At 41.6% G+C, this 13,671-nt stretch carries 15 protein-coding genes; 12 read left to right on the top strand and 3 right to left on the bottom strand.

Going from position 1 to position 13,671, the window contains the following annotated elements:
- Positions 1–117 precede the first annotated feature (117 nt).
- Positions 118–708 (bottom strand): phospholipase D-like domain-containing protein, encoded by a 591-nt coding sequence (locus tag ACEN2L_RS19105; RefSeq protein ID WP_441745735.1) that lies wholly within the window; start codon positions 706–708, stop codon positions 118–120.
- A 200-nt stretch (positions 709–908) separates the two neighbouring features.
- The gene (locus ACEN2L_RS19100) at positions 909–2,210 is read right to left on the bottom strand and encodes a tyrosine-type recombinase/integrase (RefSeq protein ID WP_441745733.1); all 1,302 of its coding nucleotides are present in this window, start codon (positions 2,208–2,210) and stop codon (positions 909–911) included.
- 659 nt (positions 2,211–2,869) lie between these two features.
- Here ACEN2L_RS19100 and ACEN2L_RS19095 point away from each other — a divergent pair.
- From ACEN2L_RS19095 to corA, 5 genes are all read left to right on the top strand, one after another.
- The gene (locus ACEN2L_RS19095; protein ID WP_441745731.1) at positions 2,870–4,057 is read left to right on the top strand and encodes a tyrosine-type recombinase/integrase; all 1,188 of its coding nucleotides are present in this window, start codon (positions 2,870–2,872) and stop codon (positions 4,055–4,057) included.
- Positions 4,058–4,206: 149 nt separating this feature from the next.
- Positions 4,207–4,398, top strand: coding sequence for a DUF2934 domain-containing protein (locus ACEN2L_RS19090; protein WP_306023363.1), 192 nt, complete (start codon positions 4,207–4,209; stop codon positions 4,396–4,398).
- Positions 4,399–4,620: 222 nt separating this feature from the next.
- The gene (locus tag ACEN2L_RS19085; protein WP_306023362.1) at positions 4,621–5,154 is read left to right on the top strand and encodes a GNAT family N-acetyltransferase; all 534 of its coding nucleotides are present in this window, start codon (positions 4,621–4,623) and stop codon (positions 5,152–5,154) included.
- A 166-nt stretch (positions 5,155–5,320) separates the two neighbouring features.
- Entirely contained in the window at positions 5,321–6,199 is an 879-nt protein-coding gene (locus ACEN2L_RS19080; protein WP_441745728.1) for a zinc-dependent peptidase, read from the top strand.
- Positions 6,183–7,250, top strand: a complete 1,068-nt coding sequence (corA, locus tag ACEN2L_RS19075) for a magnesium/cobalt transporter CorA (protein ID WP_306023360.1) — start codon at positions 6,183–6,185, stop codon at positions 7,248–7,250. Before ACEN2L_RS19080 ends, corA begins: the two co-directional genes overlap by 17 nt.
- A gap of 10 nt (positions 7,251–7,260) precedes the next feature.
- On the opposite strand, the gene ACEN2L_RS19070 is transcribed toward corA, so the two are convergent.
- A complete protein-coding gene (locus tag ACEN2L_RS19070; RefSeq protein ID WP_441745726.1) occupies positions 7,261–7,488 on the bottom strand; it encodes a lipopolysaccharide assembly protein LapA domain-containing protein in 228 nt (75 codons plus the stop codon).
- A 298-nt stretch (positions 7,489–7,786) separates the two neighbouring features.
- On the opposite strand from ACEN2L_RS19070, the gene ACEN2L_RS19065 reads away from it, so the two are divergent.
- The 7 genes from ACEN2L_RS19065 to ACEN2L_RS19035 all read left to right on the top strand — a co-directional run bounded on the left by ACEN2L_RS19065 (position 7,787) and on the right by ACEN2L_RS19035 (position 13,617).
- Positions 7,787–8,779 (top strand): 2-hydroxyacid dehydrogenase, encoded by a 993-nt coding sequence (locus tag ACEN2L_RS19065; protein WP_441745724.1) that lies wholly within the window; start codon positions 7,787–7,789, stop codon positions 8,777–8,779.
- A gap of 17 nt (positions 8,780–8,796) precedes the next feature.
- The gene (locus ACEN2L_RS19060; protein WP_306023357.1) at positions 8,797–9,876 is read left to right on the top strand and encodes a 6-phosphofructokinase; all 1,080 of its coding nucleotides are present in this window, start codon (positions 8,797–8,799) and stop codon (positions 9,874–9,876) included.
- Between the two features lie 87 nt (positions 9,877–9,963).
- Entirely contained in the window at positions 9,964–10,161 is a 198-nt protein-coding gene (locus tag ACEN2L_RS19055) for a hypothetical protein (RefSeq protein ID WP_306023356.1), read from the top strand.
- 13 nt (positions 10,162–10,174) lie between these two features.
- Positions 10,175–10,537: a carboxymuconolactone decarboxylase family protein gene (locus ACEN2L_RS19050; protein ID WP_306023355.1), complete on the top strand. Its 363-nt coding sequence runs from the start codon at positions 10,175–10,177 to the stop codon at positions 10,535–10,537.
- A gap of 216 nt (positions 10,538–10,753) precedes the next feature.
- A complete protein-coding gene (locus ACEN2L_RS19045; protein WP_441745722.1) occupies positions 10,754–11,269 on the top strand; it encodes a hypothetical protein in 516 nt (171 codons plus the stop codon).
- 224 nt (positions 11,270–11,493) lie between these two features.
- Positions 11,494–12,225, top strand: a complete 732-nt coding sequence (locus ACEN2L_RS19040; protein WP_441745720.1) for a rhamnogalacturonan acetylesterase — start codon at positions 11,494–11,496, stop codon at positions 12,223–12,225.
- Positions 12,226–12,711: 486 nt separating this feature from the next.
- Positions 12,712–13,617 carry a universal stress protein gene (locus ACEN2L_RS19035; RefSeq protein ID WP_441745718.1) on the top strand — a complete coding sequence of 302 codons (906 nt, stop codon included), beginning with the start codon at positions 12,712–12,714 and terminating at the stop codon, positions 13,615–13,617.
- Positions 13,618–13,671 lie beyond the last annotated feature (54 nt).

Here is a 13,671-nt window from a genome sequence, read left to right as displayed (position 1 = left end):
TCTTCCACCATTTTAACATTGATAGTGTTGCCTATTTTGTATCGGATGATGCATTCGAAATCAACCAAAGTGTGATTGTTAGGCACCGTATCGCAGAAGATACGGTGCTCTTTATCTTTAAAAAACAAAATGCAATTCAACATGAGGTATGGACTTTATGTTTACCAAATACACTATATTACGGCTAGCCACTTTGGCTCTACTGACCCTTTTTATAACAGGATGCGCTTCGTCAGTAAGACTGATAGAGGTGAAGAATGTGCCGAATGAAAAGTGGCAGATCACCAGCGTTTGGGTATCAAAATATCGACGAAAGTGCTCTACAATCTCACCTTCAATTTTAATATGACTGTCTCGCCAGCGCAAATCACCGAAATAAATGAGCGAACTCTGTTTGTGAATATTAAAACCACCTAAAAAAACCTGATTGCTATCAACAATTAATAATTTTCTATGGTCGCGTATATTAAATTGCCATGGCCTACGCCAGCTCCAGCGATGAAACCATTTTAGTTGTATGCGTTCATCAAGTTGTTTTTTTAACGAAGGTCCCATTTTGATAAATTGAGACCCAACGGCATCTAAATGTAGTTTTATCTTTAAACCTTGTTTCGTTTTGTGGTTAAGCATTTCGATAAATCGAGCACCTACGCTATCAAGCGCAAAAATGTAGCTTTCTAACAATATCTCAGTTGTAGCGTCATTCATTGTATTAAGCATTGAACAATAGAGAGCATCGCCTTCATTGAATAAAGTTTTCTTCAAATTATCATCGGCTTTAAAAGTTATAGTTGATGGTCAAATGACATACATTAACATCTCTTAAGTATATAAATATTTAAAAGAGTGTTATGCCTGCATGTTATGGTCGAAGTCGATCGACCATTTCCCCCGTACACTGATTATATTTAAAGCTTTCTTGAAACGCCGGATTTGATTCGATCTCTATGCGCAGGTGCTACATAAATTTCTACTGTGGTTTTAACGCTTGCGTGCCCCAGTTCCTCTGCAAGCATAGTTTCACTAATTTCATCTAGTGCCTGCGTAGCCCCGGTATGCCTCAACCAATGAGAAGATGCACCAGCAATAGCGTGTGCTTGTGGCTTTTTGTCTTTTGCAACCAGCGACTTGATGACCAAGTCAAATGCCTCTTCTACCATGTTGTTGAGGCTGTCTTGATGAAGCGCTTGGCCTGACTTTGATGAAGGCATTATAGGTGTGTTCTCATCAACATGGGGCAGGGGTGATAAGCCAAGATATACCCTGTATCGAATTAAAACGTGGTCAACGAATGTATCAGGTACAGTAACCAACCTTTCTTTTTTACCCTTACCAATGACATTTAGAACCCATCCTTCTCCCGAAGCATCTTCTCTAAAATGACCAAATGTGGGTGTGTAGTAGTCCTTTTTAGATAACTCTGAAATTCTCAAAAATAATACTTTGAGTGCGAGCACTAAAAATCTATGTCGTTCATAAATAGGATCCTCGTTAGCGGCTTCGGTCAGTGTATCTACAAACAATTGCCATGTTTCATCGTCTAATGTGTGAGGCGGTTTATAAATTTTTCCTTTTACCAAGTATTTACAACTTTTCTTCACCAGAGAAATAGGATTTCGTAACATATGCTCAGATTCCGTTAGCTCTTTTAAGAAAATATTTAGTGAAGCATAAGAATTCTGCAAGGATGTTTGATTTAAACTGTAATTTTGCTTTGGTTTACTGATCGACTCTCTCTCAGGAGAGATAAGTTCACTGGTTTTACGATTAGCCTTTGATTGTCTTAGCACAAATGGGCGCCAATCTTTATTTACTAAACGAATTTCCGTTTTCGATTTGGATTTATACCTACTTGCAATAGTAGTATCAGAAATGAGCGATTTTGGTGGAGACCAAATCCAATCAATGTACTTGCGAATCACTTCAACGTCAGCATTGAGGACCGAAATGTTTTTTTCAGTCCAACAAAACAACATAAATCGTTCAGCTTCATTTCTAAAACGGGTTTGTGTGCCAATTGAATTACCAATGACATTAGTAAGGAAACGAAGGAGGAGTTTTAAATCTTTTCTGGCGTTAACACCTGAACTTTCAATTTGATTTAAGTACTCGTCCAAAGATGGATAAATGTGCTTAAACTCAGCGGAATCTAATAACTTAAGTTGCTGTGGCAGGCGATCAATTGTGTCGGTAATTGGATGATATTTCATAAGAGTACTGTACCCTCATATAAACCCTTAGTCAATTCGTAATAATGTCAATTATTACGAATTGATAATTCATTAAAAATGATAGTCAAAATAGCCAACCAAAGTACCTTAATATAAACTGCATTAATAATTATTGGCAGATACATCAAAAATATCTTAATGACCTCAGCATATGACAACACCTTTAAAGTTACCTCAGGATCATCTGAGAACGCAACCTTAAACAAAAAGTGCTATGAGCTAATAATCGAAATACATAAACATGTAGATTTCGATAGCATTCCGTTAAAACATATCGCTAATAGGTTAGGCGTAACATTATCAACTGCCAAGTCACTTGCTAAGCGAGACATAGAAGTGTTTAACGCTTTTGAATTGGAAACGTTCCTAGAGAGAATAGTGAAGCACAAATAGCTATTTGTTAAATTATGTATTTCCAAGTTAGTGCTTGCAGCCTCAGTCTTAGATAAAATTATGGCTTCAACAGCCTCAACTTATCTGTGGGCTTTTCACCGGTACTCATCATCCTAGAATTGATCAAACTATTGCCTCAGCATTGGGAATGCTCAAGTGAGTTTTGAGGGGTAAATTGATCTTTTATAAATGATTCTCATTTGCTACAAGCCAAATCCGCACTTTGTTTAAGAAAACCCAATAAAATGGAATCATCAGGTGTTCCAGCACGCAAAGACTTAGATATCTTGCTTAGCTATTTAATAAATGTCATCGGTTCAGCTAAAGGCACACAAACACGTTTTAGAAATGAAGCCGAGCGTTACGTATTGTTTTGCTGGAATGAAAAGAATAAGTCTGTACTGAAATCGACCATTGAAGATATTCGCGATTACATCGATTGGCTGTGGTCTCCACCAAAACGCTTAATAGCTGACAACACTATTGCCAGTCGTTATAAAGCCAAACCCGATTCTGATGTGCGTTTAGTTAATGAAGCCTGGCGACCCTTTGTATTGCGCGGAGCTAAAGCGAATCGCAAAACCAATGAATTTATTGCACCAGAGCGCGCAAACATCACAAAACCAAAACAGGCTTACAGCTTAAATCAAACGTCCTTGCAAAATTCTTATGCCTCTTTAAACATTTTTTTTAAAGAATTATGGGAAACTGAGTTAATTAGCCGTAATCCGGTTAGCCTAGTTAAAAAAAGCTGTAAATACCTCGTTAAAGGCAAAATCTACAAACCACCGCACACGCTAGATGATGAAACCTGGCAATTATTTGTTGATTCACTTACTCAGGCCGCTGATGAAAATCCCCTCTATGAAAGGCATCGCTTTTTAGTATTGACCTTAAAAGTCCTCTTTTTACGTATTTCAGAGCTAGCGAGTCGCGATTATTGTGTACCGGTATTTGGCCATTTTTCACAAGATCCAAGTGGTGAAGGCTGGGTATTAAACGTCATTGGTAAGGGTAAAAAACAGCGTTTAGTCACCGTTCCTGATGAATTTATTGACCATGTCTTAATACGTTATCGTGAATCCTTAGGGCTCAGCCCCCTGCCCCATATAGATGAAACCATGCCTATCATGCCCTCGTTTAAAACCGGTCAGGCATTGCATCAAGATAGCCTAAACAACATGGTTGAAGAGGCCTTTGATTTAGTGATTAAATCTCTGAAATCATTAGGAAAAAACCAACAGGCCCATGCTATAGCTGGCGCATCATCCCATTGGTTAAGGCATACTGGCGCCACACAAGCCTTGTCTGAAATCAATGAAACTATGTTAGCCGTTGAATTAGGCCATGCAAGTGTCAAAACCACGGTTGAAGTGTATGTGGCGCCGGCTCACAGAGACAGGATCAAGAAAGGCGTCTCACGCAAATTATAAGCCTGCCTATGAATAACAGCATGGCATTTGACGAATGGCCTTTGTGCGTTGCAGCACAGAGGCTAGGTAGTATTGGGCTTATAGTGTTAGTGCTTTGCAACGTTATGCCAGCGTGAGAGCAAAGTAACACCTTATGTTCGGAGACTACGATGAGTAACGCCACCTTAAAAAAGACCCAAGCAAGTAACAAAGTGATGACCAATGAGAGAGAGCAACACCGTCACCAATTAATAGCGGCCGAAGCCTACTCTTTGGCCCAAGAGCGAAAATTCAGTAATGGCAATGAAACGGATGACTGGTATGCCGCCGAGCTTAAAATCGACGCCCTATTAACCAGATAAGATTAACGACACCTCACGACTATTTTGCCCAGCCCTTTTTACTCTGGGCTGCTTACGCCTTTGTGGTTTGCATCGCGTAAGGCTTGAATTTCAGCAACACCTTTAATTATTACACGCTGATTCTCTTTGTTTACTCATCAGCCACTTTGTTGATCTAAGGCAATAACAGCCTAAGGGTCAGGTGTATGTTTATGACTTCAAATAACGCTAAAAGGAATCGCCATGTTGACCTTAAATACCGTCGTTCATACCCACCATACTATTGCGAATACTGAAGTCACTATTCGCCCAATGACCAAAGAAGATGCAGAGTTAGAATCAAATTTTGTGCACAATCTCTCTTTTGAGACAAAACATAATCGCTTTTTAGAAGGGATTAACGATCTGTCCCCTAAGATGTTAGCGCGCCTCTGTGACATTGATGGAAAAAACGCTATGGCCTTTATTGCAACCATTTTACATGACAACAAAGAGCAACAAATTGGGGTGAGTCGCTACGCTTGTGAACCTGACTCAAACGAAAGTGAAATGGCCATTACCGTGGCTGATGAATGGCAACATCATGGCCTTGCTCAGTTATTGATGAAACCGTTAATAACTTACGCTCAACACAATGGGATCAGCGCGTTATTTTCAATCGATTTATCCTCAAATACCGCGATGCACCGTTTGGCCAAAGCGTTAGGCATGAGCTGTGAAAAAATGCCTGAGGATAGCCGCTTACTTAAATACCGTTTATCACTTGCTCATGCTTAAACTTCTCAAAGCCTTGATTTAACGTCGCTAAAGCGTGGTAAGAAAGCAATGATATGACAGACATCATTGTTGACAATTAGCGCCCCAAATTACATCGAAATTTTAAGGCTCAACATCAGCTAACTTGTTATGCTAGACGCTGATTTGAGCATTTAAAAGACGAGCTATGCGACAAACTGTAATTTACTGCCTACTGAGCATACCTCTGGTAGTGATGCTGCTATGGATATATATCGAAAAATGGCGCAAGGCTAAACGAGATGCCAGGCGAGAAATACTCAGACAAACCCCCTCCTCAGCGCAGTGGCTCGCTATCTTACAACATGACTTTGCGCTGTTTAGCAAACTCCCCTCAGCATTGCAACAGACACTACTGGGGCACATGCATGTATTTTTAGAGGAAAAAGACATCGTTGGCCGCAATGGTTTTACCGTTAACGAAAGGGTAAAGGTATTGATTGCGGCGCAGGCCTGTTTACTTATTATGAATCGCCCGGGTGATTATTATCCGGGTTTTCGTAGCATATTGGTTTACCCCGAAACATACCTGGCTAACAGTGTGCGTAAAGAGGGCTTGTTAGAGATAAATAGCAGTAGCATAAGAGCGGGCGAATCTTGGCATCGAGGCCCGGTGATTTTGGCTTGGGACCATGTACTGCAAGGGGCGCGAGACCGCCGTGATGGCCACAATGTAGTCATGCACGAATTTGCTCACAAACTAGATGAAGAAAACGCCTCGATGGATGGTTTGCCAATCCTCCCTACCCATACGCAATACAAGGCTTGGTCTGACGTGCTAAATGCCGAGTTTAGCTTGCTTCAACATAAAATGATCGACGGTTTTGATGATGTGATCGACAGTTACGGAGCAAGCTCACCCCCCGAGTTTTTTGCCGTGGTCACTGAGACATTTTTTGAAAAACCCCAGCAGTTGCGGCGCTTACATCCCGCTTTATATGAGCAATTTAAGGCATGTTACATGCTTGACCCGATCACATGGCTTACTGAAAAGAGCACTGAGGAAAACGATGAAACTATTTCGTAAACAATATAATCAACCTGGTTCTCAGCCTGGTTTTATCCATGAACAACCAAAAGGTGAACTCGCCATTACTTTATTTGACTACAACGACAATCATGTAGTCGAAACCCAAGACTTTTCTACTCAGCAATGTACGCAATTTATCAATAACGACAATATAACCTGGGTGCATGTGCAAGGGGATCCAGATAAGACCACCCTTACCCAATTAGCTTATGACTTTGGCATCCACGAGTTGTTTATTGAAGATGTAGCAAATAAGGGGCAGCGTCCTAAAATAGAGATTCAAGAAGAGCAAATATTTGTCATCCTCACCCTACCCCTGCAATCACAAGACAGTGTTAATCTGCAGCAAATTAGTGTGTTTTTAAAAAAGAATACCGTGATTTCGTTTTGTGGCGGAAACTTCAATCCGTTTGCCGGTGTAAATAGCCGCTTGAATATGGCAAATAGCCGCATTCGTAAACGCAAGGCCGACTATTTATTTTACAGCCTAATTGATACCGTGATTGATTGGGGGTTTCCGGTGTTAGAACGGTATGCTGACCGGATTGATGCGACTGAGGAATTACTGCTCGAAAATCATGACAAGCTTATCTTGCACAAAATTCATCAACTGCGCCGTGAAGTCCTACTTCTGCGCCGACAAATTTGGCCACAGCGCGAACTTGTAAACGCTTTATTGCGCGATGATACGTCCAATTTAATTGAGCCAGATACCAAATTATTTTTACGCGATTGCTATGATCACAGCATTTCAATTTTAGAATTAATCGAAACCTATCATGAAATGACCAACGGACTGATGGAACTCTATATGAGTGTAGTAAGCCTTAAATTAAATGAAGTCATGCGGGTGCTGACCATCATTGCCACCTTGTTTATCCCACCCACCTTTGTGGTGGGTATTTATGGGATGAATTTCGATCAACGTGCCGGGCCCTTTAACATGCCAGAATTAGCCTCACCTTACGGTTATATCGGCGTGTGGTTAGTCATGTTAAGTATGATAATAGGTATGTTAGTGTTCTTTAGAAAACGTAAATGGCTGTAGCAAGCCACTATCAATCACGTTCGGGCTCTTTCGCTGCTGCTTTTTCTTTGTGTTTTCCAAAACGCAGCAGTAAACCAAACAACACCCCGATTGCCAGTACCACAGCAATCAACAAGGCAGAGGGCATATTGATTTGCCAAAACAAAATATCGACCTCCACGATCTGCATATTTTGTAAAATAAAAATAGCGGCAAAAATCGTTAAAGCGATCATGAGGTAGTGATGTAATTTATGCATATAGCTTCCCCAAATAGATAGAATAACAACAGTAAGAGCGTAAATTTGCCAATTGGTTTCAACTAGTTACATATTTTAAGCTGCTGCTTAGCGCAGTATTTTAACTGCATCAGTATAGCGTTCTCAATTCCCCCATCAAACAACTCTACTCATGCCAAGACAACTGGCTGAAATTAATCACCCATTAGCACAATACCCTCAACAATGTCGTATAGACTTGTCTTAAGTCAATGTTTAGTTAACTCTTTGCTCTACACTACCTTGCTAACGTTCATATCATTACTTGAGGGAATAAATTGTGAAAATTGCATTCTATAATACCAAGCCTTACGACCAGCGTTATTTTAATCAGGTCAATTTGACTCATGGTCATGACATTCACTACATTTCAGCTCATTTGAATCTAGAAACCGCCAAGCTCATTCAGGACGAAGAGGTCGTTTGTGCGTTTATTAATGACAAACTTGATGCCGACGTACTTACGACTTTAAAAAACCAAGGGGTAAGGTTAATTGCGCTGCGTTCGGCCGGATTCAATCACGTCGACCTTTCTGCTGCCAAAACCTTAGGTTTGCCAGTGGTTAGAGTGCCAACATATTCTCCTTACGCCGTTGCTGAGCACGCAGCTGGCTTACTACTTTGCTTAAACAGAAAAATTCACCGTGCGTTTAATCGAGTACGCGAAGGTGATTTTTCTTTGCATAACTTAATGGGCTTTGACCTACATGGTAAAACGGTAGGCGTTATTGGTACCGGTAAAATTGGGCAATGTTTCATTAATATTATGGTAGGTTTTGGCTGCAGAGTGCTTGCCTATGATGTGTGTGTAGACGAAGAATGTCAGGAGAAAGGCGTTGAATATGTCAGCCTAGAAAGCCTATTTGCGCAATCAAGTATTATTTCCTTGCACTGCCCTTTGAATGATGCGACCCAGCACCTGATTAATCATGAGTCACTTGAGCTGATGCAAGACGGAGTTACCATTATTAATACCAGTCGCGGTAAATTGATTGATACCAAAGCCATTATAAAAGCGCTTAAACAAGGCAAGGTTGGCTTGTTGGGCTTGGACGTTTACGAAGAAGAAGAAGCCTTATTTTTTGAAGACTTTTCTGACAGTGTAATCCAAGACGATCAGCTCTCTCGCCTATTAACCTTTCCAAATGTGATTGTCACCAGCCATCAGGCTTTTTTTACCGAAGAAGCCATGCAAAAAATTGCACAAGTGACCCTAACAAATATCACTGATTTTGCCCAGCAAGGTCTCATCCGAAACGAAGTCACACTATAAGTTAAGGAGACAAAAACATGCGTGTTGGTATTCTCACCGGCGGTGGAGATTGTCAGGGTTTAAATGCAGCCATCAGAGCGGTGGCCAAATCCTTGTTGCTGAATGAACAAGCCGAGATCGTAGGTATTGAAGATGGATTCGCTGGCTTAATTGAGCGCCGCGTAAGACCGCTTACCTACAGTGACTGTAGCGGTATTTTGTCCTTAGGCGGCACTATCTTAGGTACCAGCAATAAAGCGAGTCCCTTTAACTACAAGGGCAAAGATTGTTCAGTTGCTGTTGTTGAGTACTACCATGAGTTAGCACTAGATGCTGTTGTAGTCATTGGCGGTGATGGATCGATGTCTATTGCTTACGAGCTATCTAAACTCGGTATGAAAATAGTGGGTGTGCCAAAAACCATCGACAACGACCTAATGTGCACAGAACGAACCTTTGGTTTTGATACTGCAGTGTCGATTGTCACCGATGGACTTGATCGCTTGCGTACTACGGGACACTCTCACAAACGAGTTATGATCCTCGAAACCATGGGCCGGTATGCAGGCTGGATAGCCCTATATGCAGGCGTTGCGGGTGGAGCTGACGTGATTTTACTGCCTGAATTTCCCTATGAAATCGATGAAGTAGTGCGTGCATGCAAGTTACGAGCAAGCGATCAACAATACTCTATTATCGTGGTGGCTGAAGGCGCTACGGCTAAAGATGGCACCTTAAGCGTTCAGCAGCACGTTGAAAATAGCCCAGAGCCCATTAGACTCGGCGGCATTGGTGAACGATTAAAACAACAACTGGAGCAGCATTTACAAGCAGAGGTTCGCTCTACATCCTTGGGCCACATTCAAAGAGGCGGCTCACCTAACGCCAGTGACCGGATATTTGCCACGAATGTGGGGCGCTATGCGGCCGATTTAGTTGCTCAGCACAAATATGGGCGAGTGGTTGTGCAGCAAAACAATCGTTTAACCAGTGTATCGTTAGCGCAAGTGGCCAATCAAAGTAGAGGCCTTACTTTGTCTGATACCACCTTAAACAGTGCTCTGGCCTTGGGCATCAGTTTCGGTTGCCCCGGATTAAATCGCGAGGACAAGGCCTAAATTTATTGCCCCGACCTTTGATCTGTATCAAAGGTAAACACCATAGTTTAGGGCATGCTTGCCCTTCAATTTACTCAGGGCAAAGCAATGAACCTTAAACAAGTCAGTGAAATAGCAAAAGCCAAGGGGATCCCCCTTAAAAAACACAGCAAAACTCAACTTATCCACCTTATCCAACATAAAGAGGGTAACTTCCCTTGTGTTGCCAGTGCCACTCAGGGCTGTTGTGATCAAAGCGAGTGCCAGTGGCGCAAAGATTGTTTAAGCCCCCGCTCGACACATTAAGAGGCACACTGCAATGACCCCCAACGATCATATTAGTAGCTATGAAAAATTACGTAATCTTAGCGCCAAACTTATCACCGAGATCCCCGATACCATGGCAGGTTTTGGCCAATTACATGCCAGTGCGATTAGCAAGGGCGCTCTAGACACCAAAACCAAAGAGCTCATCGCCCTTAGTATCGCGATATCAGTGCATTGTAACGGCTGTATTGCGTTTCATGTGCATGATGCGTTAAAAGCAGGTGCCAGCCATCAAGAAATTGTCGAAACCATCGGCGTAGCCATATTAATGGGTGGCAGTCCGTCCATGGTGTATGGCTGTGAGGCACTTGAAGCCTTAGAACAATTCGAAAAAAATCAAGACCTACCTTTGTAATTTAAGCGCCAAATACCTTGGATAAGCAGCGACTGTAGCATGATTGACCCAGGAAGTTTTTTCGTCAATGCGCTTGCTTTACTTAAGCAGGGCGAGCGTCAACATGACAGGCTTAGTATTTAAATTCTGTAACATTTTCAAACTACTGATACACACATAAAAGCGGCACACTTACTTGTCTAGATCAAGCCAACTATCGATAAGTGAGGATATCTCGTGAAGCAGCTCATTACCCTACTTTTAGGCGCTTTTGTTTTTTCAACCTTTGCCAGTAACTATCAATCAACTGGATCTGTACGCCACTACAACATGCTTACGGTGTATAAACAATTAAACAGTGCACACGGCCAATTAACTAAAATTGAAACCTTATTTAATTATGACCCCCATGCACATACCTTGAAAAAAGTATTATTTGTTAGCACTACGTTTATAGATAGCAAAAGAATTTCCACCACCATAGCCCCGCAAAATAGGCTGTTAAAAACTCAACTTACTGAGTTTACTCCCCCCAAAATTACGACTCTCAATGCCTTCGACTCTGAACCATATTCGGCCAATATTAGCCAACAAAGTACAAATTTTAGTGCGATGCCTCCAGCGCCAGATGAACAGGAAATCCACACCGAGCCGTTCTCCGCTGGTTTATATGAGGCCAATAATGTGCGGCAGAATAATTTATTATTGAATCAATATTTGTCGCCCAGAAAACCCGGAGAAGTGATGTTTTAAGGTTATGCGTAACCTATTTTTAAGTTCATTGAAATCTTCTATCTCAATGAAAAATATCTATTATTTATTCATATTAGAAGAAAACGATAGAATTCGCTTGGGTAAGGAATAATTCGCGTTAGGATGCTTAAATTAAGCTAAAAAACGAGAGTTATTCTGTGCATTATTCCAAGCTAAACGTCTACCCTACCTACATTCTTTTATTGTTGATAGTTGGTTCACTAATGCAAAATTTGCGAGCCGAAGAAAATTCGGGCTTAAAAATTCTTATGGCTGGGGACTCAACCATGGCCATCAAAGATTTGAAAGATTATCCTGAAACTGGTTGGGGCATGCCCTTCGCGACTTTCTTTAATGAGAGCGTTGCAGTACACAATTTTGCTAAAAACGGACGCAGCACTAAAACGTTTAGAAGCGAAGGTTTGTGGCAAGAGCTCATCGATTTGTGTCAGAGCGGCGACTATGTTTTTATTCAATTTGGCCACAATGATGAGTCTGAAAGCAAAGTTGATCGATATACTACGCCGGCACAATATCGGCAAAATCTGATTAATTACATCAATGAAGTACGCTTTAAAAAGGCCCATGCCATTTTACTTTCGCCGGTAACACGACGTAATTTTAATGAACAAGGTAGCATCAAGTTCACTCACCCCTATTCCGAATTAGTCAAACAAGTGGCCGAAGAAACGAAAGTCGAATACATCGATATGGATACCCTAAGTCGCGATTATTTTACTCAGCTAGGAGAGCAAGATTCCCTTGTGCGTTTTATGCATATCGCCCCCGATTTACACCCTAATTATCCTAATGGGGTAAAAGACAATACCCATTTTAATGAACTAGGCGCAAGAGAAGTCGCCCAGTTAGTCTTGACTGAGTTAAAGCAGCGTAAGCACCCCCTACTCCAACATCTGCGCCCAGTGGATCCAAAGCACCTCTCTTTACACTACTAGGCAATGAGATGGCTTAGCTGGTCATTAATCGTTAAAGGATTTTTCAGGCTAAGCCGAGGCAGTGTGACTTTATTATTCACTGGGTACGACGGCGTCGCGCATCACTGTTCTGCCAAGGCAAAGCCACCTAGCTACTCACTACAACCTTTCCATGTTTATATTTTGACCATATTTTTTTTTAAAAACGACTTGCAGAAAGCATCGGCCTACCCTTGATTTTTGCCCGCTCCCAACACAACCCCCTGCCCTAACCTTATCCACACTTTTACTTGTTAAAAGCAGGTCTCAAAGCATTGAAATATAGAATTAAATTAAATCTTATACACAGTTGTTTCATATAATTCCTGTCTTAAAAGATTAATACCCCACCTGTTTCATGGTGTTTCACCTGAGTGTAAAGTCGGTCTACTTGATGTACATCAAAATCTAATATGAGTTTGGGTCTACACTGAGTATTGAACTCCTTTACGTGAAACGAGACCCTCCATGAAAATGCCACATCACATCTTGGTCATCATCAGCGGTAAACATAAAGAACATGAGGCGCTACAACGGGCAATAAAATTTGCGGAATACAGAGATATTCATATTCATCTTTTAAGTACCAACTATGAACCTGCCCTCGATTTAAACGAAGTGCTGCCCAGCGAACAGCGAGATCAGCTTAAAGAACAACATTTGGCAGATAGAACGTTTTATTTGCAGTCGATTGCCAAAGAGGTAAAAAGTCAGGACATTGAGTGTTCTGTTATCGTCAAATGGAGTCCGCATCTGCATGAAGTAATCGAAGAGGTGGTGAAAACGTTGCAGCCAGATTTGGTGATTAAACGAGTCAGTGCAGAGCCACTCAGTATCAATCCTTTTGCCCTGCCCACAGACAGACACCTAATTAGACATTGCCAGGCCCCATTGTTGTTAGTTAAACATTCGAGTTGGACCAACGACCCAATTCTTGCGGCGGTGGACGTACTTACCACTGATGCTGATCACATTGCCTTAAACAGTGCCGTTATCGCATCAGCTAAGCTGTTTTCCCATATTCAACTGAGTTCCTTGCATGTAGTTAATGCATACACAACTTACGCGGTGAGTGCTGCAATGGATTTTCCTACGCTGGATGTTAAGCAGCTCAACAGTAATACCGAAAATTACCATCGAGACAAACTCAATCAACTCCTCGAACAAAATCAACTCGTGCCTAAGCCCAGCCAACTTCATGTGGAGTCGGGCTTACCTGATCTCGCCATAGCTAAAGTGGTTGGAGAGCTTAAACCACAGTTAGTGGTAATGGGCAGCGTTGGACGTAAAGGTATTTCTGCAGCACTCATGGGTAATACCGCAGAATCAGTCTTGGCACGATTAAATTGTGAAGTGTTGTGTTTAAAACCATAAATCAATTTGCCTAACACGGTCAGCGGCTTGCTGACCGTTTTATGAAGCGCCAAG

It is taken from the genome of Flavobacterium sp. W21_SRS_FM6, assembly GCF_052119645.1.
Lineage (GTDB): Bacteria > Pseudomonadota > Gammaproteobacteria > Enterobacterales > Alteromonadaceae > Paraglaciecola.
The sequence above is the reverse complement of the archived record's forward strand: the minus strand, read 5'-3'. Positions and strand labels throughout refer to the sequence as shown.